The 24600-nt window shown below is 34.6% G+C and carries 21 protein-coding genes, 1 pseudogene and 1 riboswitch; of the genes and pseudogenes, 10 read left to right on the plus strand and 12 right to left on the minus strand.

What is annotated here, in order from left to right:
• Nucleotides 1–604: 604 nt before the first annotated feature.
• The 3 genes from FEZ18_RS03185 (at nucleotide 605) to nrdD (ending at nucleotide 4632) form a co-directional block, all read left to right on the plus strand.
• Nucleotides 605–1783, plus strand: a complete 1179-nt coding sequence (locus FEZ18_RS03185) for an OprO/OprP family phosphate-selective porin (RefSeq protein WP_153266985.1) — start codon at nucleotides 605–607, stop codon at nucleotides 1781–1783.
• Between the two features lie 231 nt (nucleotides 1784–2014).
• A riboswitch (cobalamin riboswitch) is annotated at nucleotides 2015–2217 on the plus strand.
• 133 nt (nucleotides 2218–2350) lie between these two features.
• Nucleotides 2351–2809 carry an anaerobic ribonucleoside-triphosphate reductase activating protein gene (gene nrdG / locus FEZ18_RS03190; protein WP_153266986.1) on the plus strand — a complete coding sequence of 153 codons (459 nt, stop codon included), beginning with the start codon at nucleotides 2351–2353 and terminating at the stop codon, nucleotides 2807–2809.
• The gene (nrdD, locus tag FEZ18_RS03195; RefSeq protein ID WP_153266987.1) at nucleotides 2806–4632 is read left to right on the plus strand and encodes an anaerobic ribonucleoside-triphosphate reductase; all 1827 of its coding nucleotides are present in this window, start codon (nucleotides 2806–2808) and stop codon (nucleotides 4630–4632) included. The genes nrdG and nrdD overlap by 4 nt, the downstream gene beginning before the upstream one ends.
• A gap of 424 nt (nucleotides 4633–5056) precedes the next feature.
• Here nrdD and FEZ18_RS03200 read toward each other — a convergent pair whose 3' ends face one another.
• From FEZ18_RS03200 to rsgA, 7 genes and pseudogenes are all read right to left on the minus strand, one after another.
• The gene (locus FEZ18_RS03200) at nucleotides 5057–6034 is read right to left on the minus strand and encodes a polyprenyl synthetase family protein (RefSeq protein WP_153266988.1); all 978 of its coding nucleotides are present in this window, start codon (nucleotides 6032–6034) and stop codon (nucleotides 5057–5059) included.
• A gap of 78 nt (nucleotides 6035–6112) precedes the next feature.
• Nucleotides 6113–7154 (minus strand): annotated as a pseudogene (rlmN, locus tag FEZ18_RS03205) (23S rRNA (adenine(2503)-C(2))-methyltransferase RlmN).
• A 290-nt stretch (nucleotides 7155–7444) separates the two neighbouring features.
• Entirely contained in the window at nucleotides 7445–8494 is a 1050-nt protein-coding gene (gene queA, locus FEZ18_RS03210; protein ID WP_153266989.1) for a tRNA preQ1(34) S-adenosylmethionine ribosyltransferase-isomerase QueA, read from the minus strand.
• Between the two features lie 183 nt (nucleotides 8495–8677).
• Nucleotides 8678–9910 carry a 3-phosphoshikimate 1-carboxyvinyltransferase gene (locus FEZ18_RS03215; RefSeq protein ID WP_153266990.1) on the minus strand — a complete coding sequence of 411 codons (1233 nt, stop codon included), beginning with the start codon at nucleotides 9908–9910 and terminating at the stop codon, nucleotides 8678–8680.
• 34 nt (nucleotides 9911–9944) lie between these two features.
• Nucleotides 9945–10271: a nucleotide pyrophosphohydrolase gene (locus FEZ18_RS03220; protein ID WP_153266991.1), complete on the minus strand. Its 327-nt coding sequence runs from the start codon at nucleotides 10269–10271 to the stop codon at nucleotides 9945–9947.
• Between the two features lie 72 nt (nucleotides 10272–10343).
• Nucleotides 10344–10796, minus strand: coding sequence for a D-aminoacyl-tRNA deacylase (gene dtd, locus FEZ18_RS03225; RefSeq protein WP_153266992.1), 453 nt, complete (start codon nucleotides 10794–10796; stop codon nucleotides 10344–10346).
• A gap of 90 nt (nucleotides 10797–10886) precedes the next feature.
• Entirely contained in the window at nucleotides 10887–11837 is a 951-nt protein-coding gene (gene rsgA, locus FEZ18_RS03230; RefSeq protein ID WP_153266993.1) for a ribosome small subunit-dependent GTPase A, read from the minus strand.
• A gap of 85 nt (nucleotides 11838–11922) precedes the next feature.
• Here rsgA and FEZ18_RS03235 point away from each other — a divergent pair, with 85 nt between their 5' ends.
• Nucleotides 11923–12375 (plus strand): hypothetical protein, encoded by a 453-nt coding sequence (locus tag FEZ18_RS03235; RefSeq protein WP_153266994.1) that lies wholly within the window; start codon nucleotides 11923–11925, stop codon nucleotides 12373–12375.
• Between the two features lie 289 nt (nucleotides 12376–12664).
• On the opposite strand, the gene FEZ18_RS03240 is transcribed toward FEZ18_RS03235, so the two are convergent.
• From FEZ18_RS03240 to FEZ18_RS03255, 4 genes are all read right to left on the minus strand, one after another.
• The gene (locus FEZ18_RS03240) at nucleotides 12665–13747 is read right to left on the minus strand and encodes a bifunctional 3-deoxy-7-phosphoheptulonate synthase/chorismate mutase type II (RefSeq protein ID WP_153266995.1); all 1083 of its coding nucleotides are present in this window, start codon (nucleotides 13745–13747) and stop codon (nucleotides 12665–12667) included.
• 73 nt (nucleotides 13748–13820) lie between these two features.
• Complete coding sequence (locus FEZ18_RS03245; protein WP_153266996.1) at nucleotides 13821–14672, minus strand: prephenate dehydrogenase; 852 nt, start codon at nucleotides 14670–14672, stop codon at nucleotides 13821–13823.
• 104 nt (nucleotides 14673–14776) lie between these two features.
• Nucleotides 14777–15922, minus strand: a complete 1146-nt coding sequence (locus tag FEZ18_RS03250; protein WP_153266997.1) for a pyridoxal phosphate-dependent aminotransferase — start codon at nucleotides 15920–15922, stop codon at nucleotides 14777–14779.
• The gene (locus FEZ18_RS03255) at nucleotides 15919–16746 is read right to left on the minus strand and encodes a prephenate dehydratase (RefSeq protein ID WP_153266998.1); all 828 of its coding nucleotides are present in this window, start codon (nucleotides 16744–16746) and stop codon (nucleotides 15919–15921) included. Before FEZ18_RS03255 ends, FEZ18_RS03250 begins: the two co-directional genes overlap by 4 nt.
• 343 nt (nucleotides 16747–17089) lie before the next feature.
• Here FEZ18_RS03255 and gldA point away from each other — a divergent pair, with 343 nt between their 5' ends.
• From gldA to FEZ18_RS03280, 6 genes are all read left to right on the plus strand, one after another.
• Nucleotides 17090–17992, plus strand: coding sequence for a gliding motility-associated ABC transporter ATP-binding subunit GldA (gene gldA, locus FEZ18_RS03260; RefSeq protein WP_153266999.1), 903 nt, complete (start codon nucleotides 17090–17092; stop codon nucleotides 17990–17992).
• Nucleotides 17993–18097: 105 nt separating this feature from the next.
• The gene (gene pta, locus FEZ18_RS03265; protein WP_153267000.1) at nucleotides 18098–20188 is read left to right on the plus strand and encodes a phosphate acetyltransferase; all 2091 of its coding nucleotides are present in this window, start codon (nucleotides 18098–18100) and stop codon (nucleotides 20186–20188) included.
• 3 nt (nucleotides 20189–20191) lie between these two features.
• The gene (locus tag FEZ18_RS03270) at nucleotides 20192–21388 is read left to right on the plus strand and encodes an acetate/propionate family kinase (protein WP_153267001.1); all 1197 of its coding nucleotides are present in this window, start codon (nucleotides 20192–20194) and stop codon (nucleotides 21386–21388) included.
• 49 nt (nucleotides 21389–21437) lie between these two features.
• Nucleotides 21438–21560, plus strand: a complete 123-nt coding sequence (locus FEZ18_RS14815; RefSeq protein WP_255473334.1) for a hypothetical protein — start codon at nucleotides 21438–21440, stop codon at nucleotides 21558–21560.
• 3 nt (nucleotides 21561–21563) lie between these two features.
• Nucleotides 21564–22763 (plus strand): acetate/propionate family kinase, encoded by a 1200-nt coding sequence (locus FEZ18_RS03275; protein WP_153267002.1) that lies wholly within the window; start codon nucleotides 21564–21566, stop codon nucleotides 22761–22763.
• Nucleotides 22764–23082: 319 nt separating this feature from the next.
• Nucleotides 23083–23601, plus strand: a complete 519-nt coding sequence (locus FEZ18_RS03280) for a CHAP domain-containing protein (protein ID WP_228122832.1) — start codon at nucleotides 23083–23085, stop codon at nucleotides 23599–23601.
• A 91-nt stretch (nucleotides 23602–23692) separates the two neighbouring features.
• Here the strand turns inward: FEZ18_RS03280 and FEZ18_RS03285 are convergent, their stop codons facing one another.
• Complete coding sequence (locus FEZ18_RS03285; RefSeq protein WP_153267004.1) at nucleotides 23693–24439, minus strand: head GIN domain-containing protein; 747 nt, start codon at nucleotides 24437–24439, stop codon at nucleotides 23693–23695.
• Nucleotides 24440–24600: the final 161 nt, after the last annotated feature.

Consider the following 24600-nt stretch of genomic DNA (forward strand, 5'->3'; position numbering starts at 1 on the left):
ATTAAGTACGATGCTTAAAACGATTTAGAACACATTTAAAATCACTAATGTCCGATTAAAAATATTGTGATGCTGTCAATCCTTTTAAAATAAAGAACTTTGCACATTTTTTTAAATGTACCTTGCTTATTTGAAACAATTATTATGATGATTATTCGCTTTATGTCATAAACCTATAAGTTAGTAACTTATGATGACATCTTTCTGCCGACAGGAAAATAAATATTTATTTTTATTCCGCGATAATCTTCGGAATATGCGGGATAATTCTCTCTTATCTATATTTGTTTTCTCGCTGATTTCGCGGATGAACGCAGATTTTTTCGTCGTATGACGAAAAACAGACATACAGATTAAGATTTAAAGGAGATTTTTTTTAATTAAAGTACTTCTGTTTATCAGCTAGTTAGAATCAAGTCTTTGTTCTTAATTCTAAAAGCGAAGCGGTCTTATGTCTGTTATCGGACATTGATGATTTAAAATAGTTATTGCCTAACCGTGTTTTTTAGGTTTAAACCGAGATGACTTCTTATTAGCTTAAAAATTCTTTACTTTTGCAAGACGTAAATCAAACGAAAAAGAAAAATTAAAATCAACACTTTTTATGAAATCTATAAAAATTTTATTTGTTTTTGCCTTAAGCCTATTTGTAACCGATGCTTTTTCTCAAGACGATAAACTAAAGTTTAAAACAAAATGGGATAACGGTTTAAAAATTGAAAGTGAAGATGAACAATTTAAATTAAAATTTGGTGGAAGAATAATGGCCGATTATTCTTTGTTTAATCAAAATAACGACTTAGATAATGCTTTTAATAAGCTAGAAATAACAGAAGCTTTAGAAATTAGAAGATCTCGTTTCTTTTTGTCGGGTTCTATTTACAACAATACAGCCTTTAAATTACAAATAGATTTCACCGATAAAAAAGTATCTCTTAAGGATGTTTACATACACCTCAAAAACATTCCTATTGTAGGAAATTTGCAGGTTGGTCATTTTAAAGAACCTCTTAGACTAGAGTCTCTAACAACCAATAAGTACATTACGTTTATAGAAAGGGCTTTCCCTACAGATTTTACTCCAGAAAGATCGAATGGGATAATGATTTTTAATGATTTTTTAAACCGTAGATTATCGGCGCAATTAGGTTATTTTAAGCCTTCAAACAACAAAGGACGCGCAGTAACAGGCCGAATTACGGGCTTATTAGTAAATAATGAAGCTGATAACAACATACTACATGTTGGTGCAGGATTTAGCCATAGAAATATTGATACCTACTCGATAAGTGCTAAGCCAGCACATCTAGCCCCAGAGTATATTGATACCGGTGATATCTTAAATGTTAAACACGTTAACATGTTAAGTTTAGAGGCCGCATATATAATCAAATCTTTTACACTGCATGGTGAGTATATGTCATCTGATGTTAAAACCGACATAAATAACTATAACTTTTCAAGCTACTTTGGTCAAGCCAGTTATTTTATAACAGGAGAATCTGCTAATATTGCAAGTTCTTATCACGGTTTTGGTAGAGTTAAACCAAACAAAAACCTTGGTGATGGCGATGGGTTAGGTGCTTGGGAATTAGCGTTTCGTTTTACTAGTGCAAACCTAGACTCCAAAAGTATTATTGGAGGACAACAAGAAAACATAAGCATTGGTTTAAACTGGTATTTAAACTCGGCAACCAGAATAAAATTTAATAATGTATTAGCCAATGTAAAAGGAAAAGGGAATGCCAATGTTTTTCAAGTTAGATTTCAAATCGATTTTTAAGTCGTAAAAAGGATTATATTTTGCAGACCTTTAGAATGTAGGTATGTGGGGCTTAAATTTAAAACTAAGGCCTCTGTACCTACATTTTTGTTTTAAAAACCACCTCCTGTAATATCACAATATAAAGCTACTTTTATTTTAAGCCTACCAGCCACTTCTCCATTTTTTTTCTGTTAACAACTATCTTAATAAGATATTTTTCTTTCTAATCTTCAAATAGAATTATTGGTTATGTTTGACCTTGAATTTGGTGCTTTTACAATACCATTATTGTATAGGATTAAAAGGGAATTAGGTGAAAACCCTAAACTGTTCCCGCAGCTGTAAGCTCTAAAACAAGGTTTCACATTCTTTAGTCACTGTCCAATTTACACGGATGGGAAGACGTGAGACTAGAGCGAGTCAGAAGACCTGCCAAATTCGTGAACATGCTAAACTTTCGGGACAAAAGTTACTGGCAGAAAATAGTCTTATGTTGCATAAGCCATAGGTTTCTCAATATAGTTTATAAATCGTAAAAAAGATGGCTGGGTTTACCCTGTTATCTCATTTACACAAAGCCATATCATGTATTATCACAGCCTACAAATAGTGTTACAGGAAGTGCCTGGAGAGGTTAGTATTTGCTTTAGCATTTCAGGTTGCAAGATTCGCTGCCAAGGGTGTCATTCCCCATTTTTGTGGAAAGAAAAAAGCGGAACAGCACTCACACCTTCCTTATACAACGATGTGCTAAATAAATATAAAGGTTTTGCAACCTGCGTGTTATTCATGGGAGGCGAATGGCACAAAAATAGCCTAATTAATTATTTAGAGCTCGCTCAAAAAAAAGGCTATAAAACTTGCCTGTATACTGGTGAAGACCGTATTGACAACAAGATCTTGAAATCTTTAGATTGGGTAAAAACCGGTAAATGGATTGCCCACCTTGGAGGTTTGGAGTCTAAAACAACCAATCAAAAATTTATAGAAGTCAAATCAAACAAAATATTAAATCATTTATTCTTAAAACCTATTGAGTCATGATTAGATTAACCCAAGAACAAGTAAATCAAAAAATTAGTTTTATTAGTAATTATATAAACGCTAATAACGCCGCAGATGGCTCGAAAATGGATGCCAACGCTAATGTATCTTCTAAAAATATTGCCACCCTAGAAGCCGAGCTCAATAAAGACATTAACGTACAAGTAAACCGACAGTTAGTAAAAAACAAAATTGCACAACTTTTTGGAGACGATTTAGCTAACGAATATGTAAGACAAATAGAAAATCATGAGATTTATGTGCACGATGAAACTTCTCTAAAGCCTTATTGCACTTCTATAAGTATGTATCCTTTTTTGTTTGATGGTTTAACAAAATTGGGTGGCGAAAGTAAAGCACCACAGCATTTAGAAAGTTATTGTGGCGAATTTATAAACCTGGTTTTCGCAATTAGTTCTCAATTTGCAGGCGCCCTAGCTACTGTAGAGTTCTTGTTGTACTTTGATTATTTCGCAAAAAAAGATTATGGCGATAACTACCTCATTACCAAATCGTCAACCATAGAAAATCATTTACAACACGTTATCTATTCTATAAACCAACCCGCTGCAGCTAGAGGATATCAATCTGTATTTTGGAATATTTCACTATACGACGAAAAATATTTTAACAGCCTCTTTGGCGATTTTGTTTTTCCAGATAACGCTAAACCTAATTGGGAAACTTTAAAAAAACTACAACAATTCTTTATGACCTGGTTTAATAAAGAAAGGGAAAAAGCGGTATTAACATTTCCTGTAGTTACGGCCGCTATGTTAGTAAAAGAAGGAAAGCCTGTAGACCATGAATTTGCAAATATGTGTGCTAGCGAATTAAGCGAGGGGAACTCTTTCTTTATATACCAGTCGGAAAGTGCCGATAGTTTAGCATCTTGCTGCCGATTAAGAAACGAAATTAGCGATAATACCTTTAGCTATTCGCTTGGTGCTGGTGGTGTTTCTACAGGTTCTATAAATGTGATAACGGTAAACATGAATCGTTTAATTCAACAAGATAAAGACCTTAAAATTGAAATAGACAAAATCCAAAAGTACCAAGTCGCTTACAGAAAGTTAATTGAAGAATACAAAAATGCTGGAATGTTGCCGGTTTACGATGCTGGTTTTATTTCTTTAGACAAGCAATTTTTAACAATTGGCATTAATGGTATGGTTGAAGCTGCCGAAAGCCAGGGCATAAAAGCAGAAAACAGTGAGGCTTACAAAAATTTTGTGTCTAAAAACCTAGAAGTTATTTACAACGCCAATAAAGCGGCAAAAAAAGAATACGGATACATGTTTAACACCGAATTCGTTCCTGCCGAAAACCTAGGCGTAAAAAATGCGAAATGGGATAAAGAAGATGGCCTATTCGTGCCTCGCGATTGTTACAATTCTTATTTCTATCCAGTTGAAGACACCTCAATAAACACATTAGACAAAATCATACTTCATGGCAATGAAACCATTAAATATTTAGACGGAGGTTCTGCACTACATTTAAATTTGGAAGAGGCACCGAATAAAGAAGGGTTTTTAAAACTGATAAATGCCACGGCCTTAGCAGGCTGTAATTACTTTTGTTTTAATATAAAAGTTACTATTTGTAACGATTGTGAAAACATAGATAAACGCACTTTACAACAATGTAGCAAGTGCCATTCTAAAAATATAGATTACGGCACTAGGGTTATAGGGTATTTAAAGCGTATATCTAACTTTAGTTCTGCGAGACAACATGAGCACGATTTAAGATTTTATCACCTTAACAACCCTAAAATATCTGAACCTCAACATTTAGAAACCGAAGTCATACCAAATTAGCCATGTCATGCCGCATATAATTCGTTTACTCACATCTTTCTATTTTATAAATAGGAGTTCGTGATGTGCTTCGCAGTTCTTTTTCGCCCATATTTCGGTATAAAATAAAACCATAACTCAGGCTATGCTTTGATTTTAGCTCACGCTTCTATTATAGTAAAAAAAAGAGTTCGTGAATCTGCGATTTCTATCTCATCTGGACAAAAAATAATTCAAATTAATAAAACGACATTTCAAAACTAAATTGGTATAATACCAAATTAACAATACAACATTTCAAAATTAATTTGGTATAATTTAAAAACACGGAGACCACAACAAATCATATTCTAGTGTTATAGGTTAAGCTAAAAAAACCTTTATAAGTTTGAGAACGTTTATATGTTATAGGCGTTCTCAAATTTGAAATCGCTAAAAGATGGTGTTATTTTTTTCTTTCAATTACATAATTCACCATAAGTTTTAGTGAATTTTTATATGGAGAATCTGGATAAGTTTCTAATAATTCTAGGGCTTCAGCTTGATACCTTTTCATCTTATGCACCGCATAGTCTAAACCCCCATTGTTTTTCACAAAAGCAATAACCTCTTTGACGCGCTTTTTATCTTTATTATGATTTTTTATAGAATTAATTAACCAGCGTTTATCTTGTTTATTAGCATGATTTAGGGCATAAATTAACGGCAAGGTCATTTTTTGCTCCTTAATATCAATACCTGTAGGCTTGCCTATTTGGGTTTCACCATAGTCGAACAAATCGTCTTTTATTTGAAAGGCCATACCTATAAGCTCTCCAAATTTGCGCATTTTTTCTACATCTTCAGATTGTGGTTTAACTGATGCTGCTCCCAAGCTACAACAAGCCGCGATAAGTGTTGCGGTTTTCTGACGGATAATCTCGTAATAAACCTCCTCGGTAATATCTAATTTGCGAGCCTTTTCGATTTGAAGCAGCTCACCCTCACTCATTTCGCGAACGGCAATAGATATAATTTTAAGTAAATCGAAATCGTTATTATCAATAGACAATAACAGGCCTTTTGAGAGCAGATAATCGCCAATTAAAACAGCTATTTTGTTTTTCCACAAGGCGTTTATAGAGAAGAATCCGCGGCGGCGGTTGCTATCGTCCACGACATCGTCGTGAACTAATGTCGCCGTGTGTATAAGTTCTATAACCGATGCGCCTCTATACGTGCGCTCGTTTACCTCGCCGTTAGTTACCATTTTAGACACCAGAAACACAAACATTGGCCGCATTTGCTTCCCTTTACGATTAACAATGTAATGTGTAATGCGATTTAGTAAAGCCACTTTACTAGCCATAGATAATTGAAACTTTTGTTCGAAAAGTTCCATTTCGTCAACTATAGGCTGTTTTATTTGTTCTACTATTTTCATTGAAAAATTAAAGATACCACTTCAAATACAATAGGATATCTAACTTAAAGAAAGTCCTAACTAGGTAAAGATATCGCATTAACTCTTGTTAGCCAATTGCCCACAAGCAGCATCGATGTCTTTACCTCGGCTTCTACGTACGTTAACTACTATTCTATTTTTTTCTAAACTGCTTATATAGTTTTCTAAAGCACTATTGGAAGCCTGTTGGAAGCGCCCATCGTCAATAGGATTATATTCGATAATATTAACTTTACAAGGCACGTGTTTACAAAACTCAATTAAAGCATCGATATCTTTTTTGAGAATCGTTAATATCTTTCCAAACCACATATTCGTAGCTAATTTTACGACCAGTTTTTTGATACCAATACTGTAAGGATTCTTTTAAATCTTTTAACGGAAAAGTTTCGTTAAACGGCATGATAGACGTGCGAACCTCATCGATAGCAGAGTGCAAGGACACGGCTAAATTGAATTTTACCGCATCGTCTGCCATTTTTTTAATTATTTTAGGAACACCAGAGGTTGAAACTGTAATACGTTTGGCCGACATGCCTAGCCCTTCAGGAGAAGTGATTTTATCGATGGCTTTAATAACGTTATTATAATTCATAAGTGGCTCACCCATACCCATAAACACAATATTGCTCAACGGTCTATCGAAATACAATCTACTTTGGTTGTCGATAGCGACAACTTGATCGTAAATTTCGTCTGGGTTTAAATTACGCATACGTTTTAAACGCGCTGTTGCACAAAATTTGCAATCTAAACTACAACCCACTTGACTGGACACACAGGCTGTTGTTCGTGTTGGTGTTGGTATTAAAACCGACTCAACAATTAAATTATCGTGTAAACGTACCGCATTTTTAACTGTACCATCGCTACTGCGCTGCATATTATCAACCTGAATATGGTTAATAACAAAGTTATCTTCAAGCATTTTTCGGGTTTCTTTCGAAACATTGGTCATGTCTTCAAAATTATAAACCGATTTTTGCCAGAGCCACTCGTAGACTTGATTACCTCTAAATGCGTTATCACCTTGCTTTACAAAGAACTCCCGAAGTTGTTCTTTGGTAAAGGCTCGTATGTCTTTTTTCTTAATTTCCATCTCGTTGCAAAAATAGTGAAAGGATTTCGATTGACGCAGTACCGTTAGTACTTTTAATCTATGCTAAGCTTTGCATTAGGGATTGATGCGGCATCCTTTTTAAAACGGTTTAAAACCTAATTCTTTATTAAACCAACAATGGGCCAATAGAACGGTTAACTCCGTTTGGCAATGCCCTTTTTAAAAAGATATAGCGGAAAGCCCGACCCTTTTTAGGGTAATGCCAAAAACATGAATATATTTTTAATTTAAAGCATAAAAAAGCCTTGTAAAAACAAGGCTCTTAACTTTTATATAATTAGCATGGCATCACCATAACTATAAAATTTATATTTTTCTTTAACGGCTTCTTCGTAAGCGCGTTTTGCAAAATCGTATCCAGCAAAAGCCGAAACCATCATTAACAATGTAGATTTTGGTGTATGAAAATTAGTAACCATACAATTTGCAATACTAAAATCGTATGGTGGGAAAATAAACTTATTGGTCCAACCATTAAACTCGTTTAGCTCACCGTTTGTAGATACCGCACTTTCTATAGCGCGCATTGAGGTAGTCCCAACTGCACAAATGCGCTTTTTGTTTTTTAAGGCATTGTTAACAATTTTAGTTGCTTTTTCTTCAATTATTAACTCTTCGCTATCCATTTTGTGTTTAGAAAGATCTTCGACCTCTACAGGATTAAATGTGCCTAATCCTACGTGAAGCGTAACTTCTGCAAAATCGACACCTTTAATTTCTAAGCGTTTTAATAAATGTTTAGAAAAGTGCAAACCTGCCGTTGGAGCAGCAACAGCACCTTCGTTTTTGGCAAAAATAGTCTGGTAACGATCTTCGTCTTCCGGCTCTACCTCTCTCTGGATATATTTTGGGAGTGGTGTTTCGCCCAATTCGGTTAATTTTTTACGGAATTCCGTATACGATCCGTCGTATAAAAACCGAAGAGTACGTCCTCTAGACGTCGTATTATCTATAACCTCGGCAACTAAACTCTCGTCTTCACCAAAATATAGTTTATTTCCAATTCTTATTTTTCTTGCTGGATCTACCAAGACGTCCCATAAACGTTGCTCTTCATTTAATTCTCTTAAAAGAAAGACTTCTATTCTCGCTCCCGTTTTTTCTTTATTTCCAAATAGTCTTGCTGGAAATACTTTGGTGTTATTGAGAATCATAACGTCACCTTCATCAAAATAATCAATGAGATCTTTAAACATTTTGTGTTCGATGGTTTGTTCTTTTCTGTTTAAAACCATTAAACGCGATTCGTCTCTGTTCTCTGCTGGATATTCAGCTAATAACTCGTCTGGTAACTCGAAACCAAATTGTGATAACTTCATGTATATTTATTTAATTAGGCGAAATTGCTTTGTAAGATTGCAAATATACAATCTGCGCATAGGCCTTGTCAAGTATTTCAGTGTATATTATTTAAAATAGCTCTTAATATGGGAAATAATAATCCCATACCCGATAATGTGATTGTTTTTAAAAAGTACAAGAACATCTAAACACCTATGCCATTAGTTCGATGTTATTTTAAACCCCAGTGCTTTTAAATCGTCCCAATACGTGGGATACGATTTCGACACTACCATAGCGTCTTCTATAATAAGCGACTTCTTTAGTGCTAAAGGTGCAAAAGCCATGGCCATTCTATGATCGTGATAGGTGGCAATAGATACCTTATCGTTAATTATGTTTGAAGGGTGTAAATACAAAGTATCGTTTGTAATATCGACTTGCCCCCCTAATTTTTCAATTTCGGTTTTTAAAGCAACTAGTCGATCTGTTTCCTTTATTTTAAGGGTATGAAGACCCTGTAAATCACAGGCCACCCCTAATGCGAAACAAGTTACTGCAATCGTTTGTGCAATATCGGGTGCGTTTATTAAATTGAAGCTTTTGGCTTCTTTATGTTCTGAAACTTTTGTTAGTGTTATGCTGTTGTTAGAAAAACTAGTTTCTACTCCAAATTCTTTATAAATACCCACTAAAGCCGAATCGCCTTGCAAAGAATTTTTGTTATATGAAGACAACATAATTTCTGTTCCCAAATCGCTCAATGCCACTATACTAAAAAAATAGGATGCCGAAGACCAGTCTGATTCCACAGTTAGTTTTTTAGTGATTGGTTTTTTGGTATTCGGTTTTACCGTTATGGTATTGTTAATAAACGTAGACTCTACCCCAATTTGATCCAACAAACTCAAGGTCATTTTTATATAAGGGATAGACGTGATTTCACCTTCTAAAGTTAATTCGATACCGTTTTCGAGTTTTGAAGCGATTAATAATAACGCAGAAATATACTGACTACTCACATTGGCTTGTAAGGTTACTTTGTTTTTAGTCAGTTTTTTTCCTTTTATCTTTAGTGGCGGAAACCCGACCTTTTCTACGTAACTAATGTCTGCTCCCAACTCTTTTAAGGCCTCTACCAAAATTTTAATGGGACGTTCTTTCATCCTATGGGAACCTGTAAGGGTGACTTCTCGGTTGTCTTGAATAGCGAAATAAGCCGTTAAAAATCGCATGGCTGTTCCCGCATGATGAATATCTACAATACTCGATGTGTCGGCCAATGCTTTGGTCATTAATTCACTATCATCAGAGTTTGAAACATTGTTTAATACAAGCTCTGGGTAAAGTGCTTTAAGCAGCAATAGCCGGTTAGATTCACTTTTAGAACCTGTTATGGTGATTTTAGTTTTACGATTTACTAGTTGCGACTTATTAAGGGTAATACTGCTCATTGTAAAAATTTGTAACGAATTAAAGCTGGCTAATTTACTTTAATTTTTCGTTATTATGATGTCTATCGTGGTCTCGTTTTGCTTTCTTATCCATTCTTGCATCGAAGGCTTGTTGTAAATCTACGCCTGTTTGATTTGCTAAACACAGTACTACAAACAACACATCGGCGAGTTCTTCACCTAAATCTTTGTCTTTGTCGCTTTCTTTTTCACTTTGCTCGCCGTAGCGTCGTGCTATAATTCGGGCAACTTCGCCAACCTCTTCGGTTAGTTGTGCCATATTAGTAAGTTCGTTAAAATAGCGCACACCATGCGCTTTAATCCAATTATCTACTATTATTTGTGCGTTTTTGATGTTCATTATTATGGGCATTTAAAGATTGTTATTCTTGGTGTTTGTTTAATAAGATACAAAATGTCAAATGAGAGATTTTCATTCTTTATTTTTTGAATCGATAACAATGGTAACGGGGCCATCGTTAATTAATTCTACTTTCATGTCTGCACCAAACTCACCAGTTTGAACGCGTTTTCCTAATTCAATTTCTAAGGTATTTACAAAGGCTTTGTATAATGGAATCGCCATATCTGGCTTTGCCGCTTTTATATAACTTGGCCGGTTTCCTTTTTTGGTAGAGGCATGTAAAGTAAACTGACTCACTACAATAATATCGCCTTTTACATCTAATAGAGATTTGTTCATTACACAGTTTTCATCATTAAAAATGCGAAGATTTACTGTTTTTTTAGCCAACCATTCTATATCGTTTTGAGTGTCTTCACTAACAATACCCAGCAAAATTAACAATCCGTTTTCTATTGAAGCTACGGTTTCATGTTCAACTTTAACACTTGCTTTTGAAACTCTCTGAATAACTACTTTCATACCATTAAATACCTTAAAGGAAAGACTTTATATATTGTATAGTCGCACTTAAGTAAACGCGTATTTTTTCTTCATCCGTTAAAAAAACCATTACTCGTTATCCCAGTCATCTGTTCTGTAATGTTCATCTTCGCCTTCAAGAATTTGCAAATAACTACGGTAGCGTGAAAAAGCTATTTTGTCTTCATCTAAAGCTTTTTTTACCGCGCAATGAGGCTCTTTAACATGCAAGCAATTATTGAATTTACAATATTGTTTAAGTTCGAAAAATTCTGGAAAATAATCACCAACTTCTTCTTTTTCCATGTCTACAACTCCAAAGCCTTTTATGCCCGGAGTATCTATAATTTTAGCTCCAAAACTTAAATCGAACATTTCGGCAAAAGTTGTGGTGTGCTGCCCTTGCATGTGCTGGGTAGAAATGGCTCTTGTTTTCAAATTTAATGCAGGCTCAATAGTGTTTACAAGGGTAGATTTTCCAACACCCGAATGCCCTGTAAACACGCTTACTTTATCTTGCATTAAAGCCTTTACTTTATCAACGTTTTTACCAGTAGTGGCCGATACCCCAATACATTCGTAACCGATTTTTCTATACACATGAGCTAAATATTTTACCTCGTTTAAAGTGTCTTCATCGTAGGTGTCAATCTTATTAAAAAGTAAAACGGTTTTAATAGAATAAGCTGCAGCGGTTACCAAAAACCTATCGATAAAACTGGTAAATGTTGGTGGATTGTTTATGGTAATCATTAAAAAAACCAAATCTATATTTGAAGCAATAATATGAGTTTGCTTAGAAAGTTTTACCGATTTTCTAACAATATAATTCTTACGGTCGTGGATCTTATAAATAATCCCAGATTCTTGATTATTGTGGGTTTCCAACTCAAAATCTACAATATCTCCTACAGCTATAGGGTTGGTACTTTTAATGTCCTTTAAGCGGAATTTGCCTTTTATACGGCATTGATACGTTTCACCTAACTCGGTTTTAACGGTGTACCAGCTTCCTGTTGATTTATATACGCGTCCTGTCATAGTTTTTTCAAAAGTAACGCTAAAAATATTTTAATTTAAATAAATTTTAATTATTCTTGCTTTTAATTTTAACAAAAATACCAACATGAAAAAATTACTTATTATTTTGGCTGTATGCCTTTTTTCCTTTTTGGATGCAACTGCTCAAGTGGAGTACAAAATTGTAACTAGTGTCGAATCCATTGTTCCTAATGGCCTAGGACGTTCAAGAATGATTAGCGCTAACGACAAAAAAGATTATCAAGAATTCACCACATCACAAACAGAAGAAGACAATTCCCGCAATAAATCTAAACGCGCTGACATTAGGGTTAAAGCATTTGACGAAACTAAACTTTTAAACTTCTACAATTTAGGAGGTATTCGCTTTCAAAACATAGCTGCAAATGATGCCATTATTACTTCTAAAATAAATACTATGATTGAAGAGGGCTGGGATTTAGCTTTTGTTTCAAGTGCTGTAGAAAGCGAAGCTGGAAAAGGAGATGGAAAAGGTATTTTTATTACCAGATACATTTTTAAAAGAAATATACAATAGCATTCATTAATTTTTGATAAGAGATATAAGACCGCTTCGCTTTTAGACATTAGAAGCTAGAATCGATTCTAGCTAATTAACAAAAGTGACTTTATTATTAAAACATCTTATCGAACACTTTATTACTATTTTAGATCATTAAGGTCTCATTTTAAAAGACGCGTAAAGTTTTATATTTAAAAGAGATTGGCGATACTAAGACGTTTTTAGTCGGACATTCATAAATAGTATTAAATAAAAATGCCTCGCAATTGTGAGGCATTTTTATTTTTGTAAACCAATAAATCAATTATCCATTAATTATCTTTTCTTGATGGTTAATCGATTCTTGATGAATGGCTTTAAACATTTTTAAAATAAACTCTTCACTTAGCCCGTGCTCTTGTCCTTCTAAAACCATTTTGCCTAAAATTTCGTTCCAGCGCTTAGACTGCAAAACAGCCACGTTTTTCGACTTTTTAAGCTCTCCAATACCATCGGCCGATTTCATACGCTTGCCAAGCAACTCAATGATTTGATTATCGATAACATCAATTTGTGCTCTTAAATTCTCAAGAGATTTATTGTATTCTGCTTCAGTATCTGTTTCTTTTCTAATTTTTAAATCCTTCATAATTTGAACTAAAGTAGATGGTGTTACTTGTTGCGCGGCATCGCTCCAGGCATTATCTGGGTCGTAATGTGTTTCAATCATCAAGCCATCAAAATTTAAATCTAGTGCTGCTTGAGACACATCAAAAATCATGTCTCTCTTTCCCGTAATGTGCGATGGATCGTTAATTAAAGGAATATCTGGGAATTTATTTTGAAACTCAATAGCTAATTGCCACTCGGGATTATTTCTAAACTTAGACTTCTCGTAGGTAGAAAATCCTCTGTGAATAGCTCCTATGTTTTTAACTCCAGCTTTGTAAATTCTTTCTATACCGCCTAACCATAAAGCCAAATCTGGGTTTACTGGATTTTTTATAAGTACCGGCTTATCTGTACCCTGTAAAGCATCGGCGATTTCTTGCATAATAAACGGACTTACGGTAGAGCGTGCTCCAATCCATAATAAATCGACATCATGCTCTATGGCTAATTTAACATGGGCTGCGTTGGCTACTTCAGTACAAATTTTCATTCCTGTTTCTGCCTTTACTTTTTGCAACCATTTTAAACCCAAAGCTCCAACACCTTCAAACATTCCTGGTCGCGTTCTGGGTTTCCAAATACCCGCTCTAAAATAACTCACATCCGTATCTTTTAGCTCGTGTGCTATTTTTAAAACCTGTTCTTCTGTTTCTGCACTACATGGCCCGGCAATTACTAGTGGATGTTTTAACTTTAAATCATCCAACCAAGTTCTCATTTCTTTTGTGTTTTCCATATCTCTTTTGTGTTTTAGATAGTCTCTTAGAAAGAAAAAGCTATCTTTTAATTACTTTATAGTCGTTTTTAAATTATACGATTACGTTTAAAATATCTTTTATATAGTTGGTATCTTTCATTTCTTTAAATATAGCTTCAAAATCATCTTTTTCCATAAATTCTTTAAATTGTGTGAGGTTGGCAATATAAGCTTCTAATGTTTCGATAACATTAGTTTTGTTTTGCTCGAAAATAGGTGTCCACATTTCTGGTGAGCTTTTAGCTAATCGCACCGTCGATTCGAATCCACTGCCTGCCATATCGAAAATATCACGTTCATTCTTCTCTTTATTAATAACGGTTTTACCTAACATAAAGGAACTGATATGCGATAAATGTGACATATAAGCAATGTGCTTATCATGAGCCTGCGGATTCATATATCGAATACGCATACCAATATCTGCAAACAACTTCAGGGCCTTTTCCTGAAGCTTAAAGGCTGTTTTTTCAACCTCACATATAATGTTTGTTTTACCCACAAACAACTCGGGAATGGCCGCATGAGGTCCAGAATGTTCTGTACCCGCAATAGGGTGCATGGCTAAAAAATTCCTGCGTTTTGGGTGATTTTCTACCACCTTACAAATATCTTCTTTGGTAGAACCAGCATCTACCACTAAGCTTTTATCTGAAATTAAATCTAAAACAGTTGGTAGTAATTTAACCGTGGCATCTACTGGAACCGATAATATAACCAAATCGGCGTTTACAACATCATCTAAAATCGCCTTTTTTTCAATCAGGTTTAATGATAGTGCAATATCTAATGTTTCCTCTTGTCTATCAATACCATGAATTGTAACGTCGGGGTTCTTTTTTTTAATATCTATAGCTAAGCTACCCCCTATTAAACCTACGCCTATTATATATATATTCTTCATTTTATTGCTAGCCCCATGTCGATAAAAGTTGAACTCTTAACTAGACCTATTGAGCGTTTTTTTATTTTTTAATTGGTCACCGTTACAAACAGAACCAATCATCTTCATTTGATTCTTTTAATAGCTTCTTCTAAATCTTCATTTGACGCGCATAACGAAAACCGAATATACCCTTCTCCCTGGCTTCCAAAAACAGTACCTGGTGTGATAAAAACATCCCGTTCTTTAAGAATCGTATCTATAAAGGCTTCTGCTTTTAAACCCTGAGGTAATTTTGCCCATACAAAAAGGCCTGTTGCATGCTCATCATAAGTACAATTTAAAGCATCTGCTAATTGCCAAACTAAATCTCGGCGTTTTTTATACAAGGTATTTAGAGTATCGAACCATGCTTTAGAGCATTGTAACGCCGCTATAGCACCTTTTTGAATGCCATAGAACATTCCCGAATCCATGTTACTTTTTACTTTTAACACATCCTTTATGTATTGGTGGTTTCCTACTAACATACCCACGCGCCAACCCGCCATATTAAAAGTCTTGCTCAGCGAATTAAGCTCTAAGCATACATCTTTAGCGCCTTTAACACTTAAAATACTTTTAGGCGAATTGTTAAGAATAAAGCTATACGGATTGTCGTTGACTATTAAAATATTATGGCGTTTTGCAAAGGCTACCAAATCTTCAAATAGCGTATCTGAAGCTTGAGACCCTGTAGGCATATGCGGATAATTAACCCACATTAATTTTACCCGACTTAAATCCATTTGCTCTAAGCGCTCCAAATCTGGCAACCAATTATTAGCGGCATCTAAATCGTATAAAACCGCCTTTGCTCCTACTAATTTTGTTACCGCTTGGTAGGTTGGATACCCCGGATTAGGAATTAAAACGGCATCGCCTTCATTTAAATACGCCATCGAGATATGCATGATGCCTTCTTTACTTCCCATAAGCGGTAATACCTCTGTTGCTGCCTCTAAGTTTACAGCATAATGGGTGTTATAAAAGCCCACTATAGCTTCACGTAACTCGGGTATTCCTTGATAACTTTGGTACTTATGGGCATGTCCCTCTAATAAACCGGCGGTTAAAGCTTCAACCACTTCTTGTGGTGGCTGTAAATCGGGACTGCCAATACCTAGATTAATAATGGGTTTTCCATTTGCCATAAGTTGGTTTACTTCTCTTAATTTTTTAGAGAAATAATACTCTTCTACTGTATGCAATCTGTTTGCAACTTCAATCATAACTTTGCATTTTTATATTCACCTAAAACTTTAAAATTATCAGCCATAATTTGTATTAAGGACTTTGCTTTTTTAAAATCAGAAAACGCATCAAAAGTAACATCTACAAAAAAGGAATATTTCCATGGCATATCAACAATAGGCAAGGATTGAATTTTTGTTAGATTGAGCTTACAGTCACTCATTACATTTAAAATAGTCGCCAAACTACCTCGTTTGTGATCGCTTACAAATTTTATAGAGGCTTTGTTTATTTGATCTTCAGGAAGTATGTTGTTTGATTTTCTTACAATAGCAAATCGCGTTTCATTATGCTTAATAGTTTGAATGCTGTGCGCTAAAATATTAAGGTCAAAAATATCGGCAGCCATAACACTGGCAATCGCAGCAACTCCTTTTAGTTGATTTTGACTAATACGTTGTGCAACCTCAGCGGTATCTTTATCTTCAATTAATTTAATATGGGGGTATTGTTTAAAAAATGCTTTACACTGCAATAATGCCATGGGGTGAGAATAGACTTCCTTAATATCTTGTATATCTTGATTTTTAAGCGCCATTAAATTGTGCTGAATATCGAGATAATGCTCGCCTACCACATGCAAATTATAATTATCAATTAAAGCATAATTTGGAATAATTGATCCCACAATAGAATTCTCTAATGCCATAATGGCCACATCGCAGGTTCCTGCAACTAGAGCATCTACAACACTATCGAAGGTTAAACACTCAATAGCTTGAACATCCTTATCGAAAAACTGCTGAGAAACAATATGATGGAACGACCCTTTTACGCCCTGAATGGCTACTGTTTTTATCAAAATTTTAATTTTTATATTAGACAACAAATCTTTATTAATGAGGGTTCAACCAAAGTTGAACAAAAAAAAAGTCCCGATTTTCATCGAGACTCATATAAAAATTTATAGTTATAAATTATACATACAACGCCTCGTTCCTTTTGCTAAAAAAGAAATAAAAGAAGTTGTTAAAATAGGTATAAGTTACCATCATCCTAATTATTAAGCTGCTAAAGTAGTTAAATATTTAGCAAATCAAAATTGTCCCTATAGTTTTTTGTTTGTTTATTAAAAGTTTTAAACATTTTACAGTAAAACTATTATAATATTAGATAATCATTATTTTTGAACAAATATTTTAAATATGTCTATAGAAGTTACAGAGGTTTCAAAATTTTTCGGCGATCAAAGTGCTTTAAACAAAGTGTCTTTTAAAGTTGAAAAGCCTGAAATTGTTGGTTTTTTAGGCCCTAATGGCGCGGGGAAATCTACCATGATGAAAATTTTAACCACCTATATTCAACCCACCAGTGGTATGGCTAGAGTAAATGGTTATGATATCGTAGCAGACAAGCAAAAAGTACAGCAAAGTGTGGGCTATTTACCAGAGCACAATCCTTTATACCTAGACTTATACATCAAAGAATATTTAGCCTTTAATGCCCAAATTTACAAGGTATCTAAACAACGTATTGAAGAGGTGATTGCTTTAACGGGTCTGTCGGCAGAAATACACAAGAAAATTGGTCAACTCTCAAAAGGGTATCGCCAGCGTGTAGGTTTAGCCAATGCCCTACTTCATAACCCAGAAGTTTTAATTCTAGACGAGCCTACAACGGGTCTAGACCCCAATCAATTAACAGAAATAAGACAACTTATTAAAACCATTGGCAAAACCAAAACTGTCTTTTTATCTACACATATTATGCAAGAAGTAGAAGCGATGTGCGATCGCGTTATCATCATAAATAAGGGAGAAATAGTAGCCGATAAAAAGCTAGAAGTCCTTCGCGAAAGCAAAGAGCAAACGGTTGTCGTAGAATTCGATTACCGTGTTGAAGAGGCCTTTTTACTAAAACTTCCAAAAGTAGAACGTGTGGTAAATACTTCTGGTTTTGTTTACGAAATCACCTTTAAAACCCAAGAAGATATGCGGTCTAGTGTTTTTGATTTTGCTCACGATAATCAATTAAAGATTCTTCAACTGAATCAAAAAAACGCCAGTTTAGAATCTTTATTTAGAGAGTTAACTACTAATATTAAGTAGATAACAGCTATTACCACCTCTCTTTTGCATCAAATAAAGGCATTTAAGAAATTTAACTTTGAAAAAACAAGCAATAAACTATCTTTGCTCACTATTTAAATACACATGAATAAAGGAATTTATGTAGCTACAGTTGAATCGAATAGCGGTAAATCACTTGCTGTACTGGGTTTAATGCGTATGCTTTTAGGAAAAACAGCCAAAGTAGGTTATTTTAGGCCTCTTATAGACGATGTTCAAGATGGCGAACTAGATAACCATGTAAATACGGTAATTTCGCATTTTGATATTGATCTAGAATACGAACAGGCCTTTGTCTATACCAGAAGTCAAGTATTAGACCTATACAACCAAGGAAAATCGGGGCATGTTATTGACGAAATTATAAAAAAGTACAAATATTTGGAGGAACGCTTCGATTTTGTTCTTGTTGAAGGTACCGATTTCTCACGCGAAAACGTTAGTTTAGAACTAGATATTAATATATTAATTTCTAAAAACTTAGGCTTACCCGTTTTTATTGTCTCGCAAGGCGATGAAAAACAAATTAAAGAAATTGTAGATAATGTACAGTTAACCCACGACAGTTTTAAAGAAGAGGTTGATGTGATTTCTATAATGGTGAATAAAGTTAATCCGGCTGATATTGACGATTTAAAAATAGAATTAAATAATCGCATCAATAACAAAACTACTATTAGTGTTATTCCTAAAATAAAAAATTTAGCGAGTCCGACTTTAAAAGAAATTTTAAACCAACTAGATGGCCGCATTCTTTTTGGCCAAGATATGATTAACGCCAAAATTGATGATTTTAGTGTAGGCGCCATGCAACTTCGCAATTACCTTACCCATTTAAAAGAAAATGCCTTAGTGATTACCCCTGGCGATAGAGCCGATATTGTTTTAGGTGTTCTACAAGCCAATATCTCTAAAAACTACCCGAAATTATCGGGTATTGTTTTAACAGGCGGTATTATACCCGAAGAGCCGATTTTAAAATTACTTGAAGGTCTTACAAGTGTGATACCCGTAATAAGTGTAAAAGAAGGCACGTTCGAGATTACCAATACTATTGGTAAAGTAAAGTCTAAGATATATGCCGATAATACTGATAAAATAACAACATCCATAGCCACGTTTGAGAAACATGTAGATACGGATACACTGTCCGATGATTTAATTACGTTTAAATCTGATATTTTCACACCTAGAATGTTCCAGTATAATTTATTGCAACGTGCTCTAAAAGATAAAAAACACATTGTACTACCAGAAGGTAAAGATGAGCGTGTATTACGTGCTACTGCAAGACTAATTGCTGCCCGCGTGGTCGATATCACTTTAATTGGTGAGGTTGATATCATAAAAGAGAACATAAAAAAACTCAATATTGCGTTAAACATTGAAGACATAAATATTGTTTCTCCAATTACATCTCCACACTTTGAAGATTACGTAAACACCTTCTATGAACTTAGAAAACATAAAAATATAAATCTAGATATGGCGAGAGATACCATGGCCGATGTCTCTTACTTTGCTACCATGATGATTTATAAAGGACATGCCGATGGCATGGTTTCTGGTGCCTTACACACTACGGCACACACCTTGCGTCCAGCTTTACAGTTTATAAAAACAAAACCAGGGGTTAACATTGTCTCATCGGTGTTTTTTATGTGTTTAGAAGATCGCGTTTCTATTTTTGGCGATTGCGCTATTAATCCAAACCCCAATGCTGAGCAATTAGCAGAAATCGCCATTTCGTCTGCACAAACAGCTAGGAATTTTGGAATTGAACCAAAAGTGGCCATGCTATCCTACTCTTCCGGCGCCTCTGGTAAAGGCGAAGAAGTAGATAAAGTTAGAGCAGCTACAGAAATCGCTAAAAAACAAGTTCCAGATTTAAAAATTGAAGGCCCTATTCAATACGATGCCGCCGTAGACATGCGTATTGGTAAAAGCAAACTGCCCGATTCTGATGTTGCAGGACAAGCCAGTGTACTTATTTTTCCAGACTTAAACACAGGAAACAACACCTACAAAGCCGTACAACGAGAAACAGGAGCCTTAGCTATTGGCCCTATGTTGCAAGGCCTTAATAAACCCGTAAACGATTTAAGTCGCGGCTGTACTGCCGACGATATTTATAGTACTGTAATAATAACCGCCATACAAGCACAAGACTTTTAATTCATGCAAGTATTAGTTTTAAACTCTGGAAGTTCCTCATTAAAATTTAAACTCTTTAAAATGCCAGAAGAAACGACCTTGTGTTCTGGTTTAATCGAGCGTATAGGATCTACCGATGCTAAATTTATATTTAGCACCCAGCAAGATACCATCGAGGTTACAAGAGATATTCCTAATCATAGAGTAGGTTTAGAGATTTTAGCCAAAAAACTATTACATAAAGACAGCGGTATTATTAGCTCTACCGACGACATTAATATTGTTGGCCATCGTGTAGTACACGGCGGAAAACTTTTTAGAAACACCACTGAAATAACCCAAGCTGTAAAAGAAAATATCAAGGCGTTATCAACTTTAGCTCCGCTGCATAATCCGCCAAATTTAGAAGGCATTGAAGTTGCCGAAACTATTTTCAAAAAGGCCAAGCAGGTCGCGGTTTTCGATACCGCGTTCCATCAATCTATCCCAGATTATGCCCATAAATATGCCATTCCTTGCGAGTTTTCAGAAAAATACAACATTCGAGTGTATGGCTTTCATGGTACGAGCCATAAATACGTTTCAGAAAAAGCGATTGCGTATTTAGGAAAAAGCCATTCAAAAATAATAACCATTCATTTAGGTAATGGTTGTAGTATTACGGCTATTAAAGACGGAAAAAGTATGGATCACTCCTTAGGTTTTTCGCCAGTTAGCGGCTTAATTATGGGCACGCGCTCTGGAGATATCGATCCTTCGATTATTTTTCATTTAGCCCAAAAATACGGTTATAAGTTAGATGACATTAGTAATTTACTACAAAAGAAAAGTGGGATGCTTGGATTAACAGGTTTTAGTGATTTACGAGATATTATTGCTGAAGCTAAAAAAGGCAATAAGGCTTGCCAATTGGCTTTAGAAATGAATATTTACCGTATCAAGAAATACATAGGCAGTTATGCGGCCATTTTAAATGGACTAGACGCTGTAGTTTTTACAGCAGGTATTGGTGAAAACGCACAACTTATTAGGCAAAAAGTTTGTGAAAACATGGATTTCTTTGGTATCGAATTAGATGAACAAAAGAACAAAACGAGATCCAAAGAAATACATGCCATACATAGCAAAGCATCAAAAGTAAATGTTTTAGTCATTCCTACCAACGAAGAGTTAGAAATAGCTAAACAGGCTGTTAATTTAGTGCATACTTCTGCCACGTAATACGCTTATATCCTCTGTAAAATTAGCTCGTAAAACTGCGAAAAAACACATGCCAGATTTAAGAACAGAAAAAAACACCATAAAAACCTTAAACGATTTAGGTCTTGGTAATAATAACCAAGCCATTTACGATAAGGCAATAATAACCTACATAGACGCACAAGCCTTTTAATTTATGCAAGTATTAGTTTTAAACTCAGGAAGTTCCTCAATAAAATTCAAACTCTTCAAAATGCCAGAAGAAACCAAGTTGTGTGCTGGTTTAATTGAGCGTATTGGCCATAGGGATGCCAAATTCACCTTCAGCACTCAAAAAGAGACGCTTCAGCTTACAAGGGACATCCCTAACCATAAAGTGGGATTAGAAATTTTAGCTAAAAAACTGTTACATAAAGACAGCGGTATTATTAACTCTACAGACGATATTAATATTGTTGGTCATCGTGTAGTTCATGGTGGAAAGCTGTTTAGAGATACTACCGAAATTACACAGGCCGTAAAAGATAAAATCAAATCATTATCAACTTTAGCCCCCTTACATAATCCTCCAAACTTGGAAGGTATAGAGGTTGCCGAAACCATATTCAAAAAAGCAAAACAAGTTGCTGTTTTCGATACGGCATTCCATCAATCTATCCCCGATTATGCTAATAAATATGCCATTCCTATCGATTTTTCAGAGAAACACAGTATTCGTGTTTATGGATTTCATGGTATTAGCCATGAATATGTTTCAGAAAAAGCAATACAGTATTTAGGTAAAAAACATTCCAAAATTATAAGTCTTCATTTAGGAAATGGCTGTAGTATCACCGCCCTTAAAGACGGAAAAAGCATGGATAACTCTCAGGGCTTTTCGCCTATTAATGGTTTAATTATGGGCACACGCTCTGGAGATGTCGATCCTTCCATTATTTTTCACTTAGCTGAAAAATACGATTATAGTATAGACGAAATTAGCACGTTATTACAAAAGAAAAGTGGGATGTTTGGTTTAACAGGCTATAACGACTTAAGAGACATTAAAGCAGAGGCGAAAAAAGGTAATAAAGCTTGCCAGCTTGCTTTAGAAATGAACATCTATCGCATAAAAAAATACATAGGTGCTTATGCTGCTGTTTTAAACGGATTGGATGCGATTGTCTTTACGGCGGGTATTGGTGAAAATTCGAGCTACATGAGACAACATATTTGTGAGGATATGGATTTTTTAGGCATCTCTTTAGATGAAGAAAAGAATAATTTTGATAGCAATACTGGTATAAAAGCCATACATTCTGATACCGCAAAAGTTAAACTACTAGTAATTCCAACCAATGAAGAACTAGAAATTGCAAAACAGGCCTGTGATTTACTCGCTAATAACTTAAATTAACAACAGGTCTAATACCAATTTAACTTTGTAATGTCGTGTTAATAAATTGAATTATTTTTTGATTAATTGAAATGAAAAATAAATAACATAGCAGCGTTACGGTAATTATTTTTGATAAAAAGTAAGCAAAAAAGAAGCTATTTATTACGACATTATATGGTTAAATGGGTATTACAGCTAAAATACAAGCTAAACCCCCATTTGTTGTATTTGTAAGACCTCTTAAAAAAACTTGAATAACAGCACATTGAAAAAAACATTAATAAAAGTATCAATAGCAATTATTTTAATTTTTGTCTTTTTTTACGCCTCAAAAAAAGTGAATTTTAATCCAAATTTTCAAGTAGGACAAAAAATTGACAGTTTAAATGGGGTTTTTGTGTACTTCAATGGCGGCGTTGGAAATGTAGAGGGTCGACAATTATCTCCAGACGGGTATAATATTGGTCTTAAATACCAATGTGTAGAGTTTGTAAAACGGTATTATTACGAGGCATTAAATCATAAAATGCCTGACAGTTATGGCCATGCCAAAGATTTTTTTGATAGCACTATTGCAGACGGACAGCTAAACAAAACACGTAATTTAATACAATTTACCAATGGGAGTAAATCGAAACCAAAAGTAAACGACTTACTGGTTTATGCTCCTACCCTATTAAATAAATATGGACATGTTTCAATCATCTCTAAAGTTACCGAAAAAGACATTGAAATCATTCAACAAAACCCAGGCCCTTTTGGAGATTCTAGAGAAACCTATAAATTAGAATTTGCTCATGGAACATGGCATATTATTAACGATGGGATTTTAGGCTGGTTAAGACAGCAGGAATAGCACATTATCCTAGCTATGTAAATATGTTATACCGTATTAACAATACGACATTTAAAATTAAATTGGTATGAATTAACCACAGTAAAATAAACTACTCAAAAATTAAACGGCCTTTATAAAGTTCTTCAACCTCAATAAGTCCTGGAGTATTTACTGCAATAACATCCCCCACACCATTAATCTTACCCTTTATTTGCTGTATGGGATTCACTATCATATCGTTAGAGCTTCGATTCCATAATTGAATGTTTTGAGCCTCCAAATAACGACCTTCAAAACGCGAGGTTCCAGATGCTAAAGTAATGTTTAAGTTATTGGTTTTGCCCGAAATAAAACAGTTTGACAGATTATTAAAAACCACTGTAAAGCTATTGTTGTCGATTTGCAATTTAAAGTTTGCATTGGTGAAACTGTTTGGCGCACTAAAATCTTCTGATAAAATAGTTAAATCGGGATACCGCAATACACCTTCAGATTTTATATCGTACTGAGTAGAACTCCGTATTTCTCTAATATTTGGTGCGGTTACATACACCTTTGTAATGCCGTAATCTCGCACATAGTTACAAGTATTATTATCGGTAAGAATGAGTTTTCCGCTTAAAACATTTGCCGTGACATCATTTAACAAGTTTTCGCCAGTTTCTATTACGACTTGTTGATCTGTGCCGTCTTTAATTATTAATTCAATATCGCGATTTACTAATATTTTATCAAAACTATCAACTGCTATTTCTTTTTGAATAATAGCGCCAGACTTTTGAAAACAATCGCCAAGATTTTCACCTTCACAGGATAAAATTAAAATAGTTGTAATAAGGTAAAATAGCTTTTTCATTTTATATTAAGTCAATTTGATAAACCATTTCCTCACTATATTGGTTTAAAACTAGTAGCAATTAGAGTACATGGTATTGCAAACATAAGCAGTAAAAGTTTTAAAACACTTGAAGAACAAAAATCATCACCCATTAGTTTTAGTTACCTATACGCGGCTTA

The organism is Oceanihabitans sp. IOP_32, from assembly GCF_009498295.1.
GTDB classification, from domain to species: domain Bacteria; phylum Bacteroidota; class Bacteroidia; order Flavobacteriales; family Flavobacteriaceae; genus Wocania; species Wocania indica.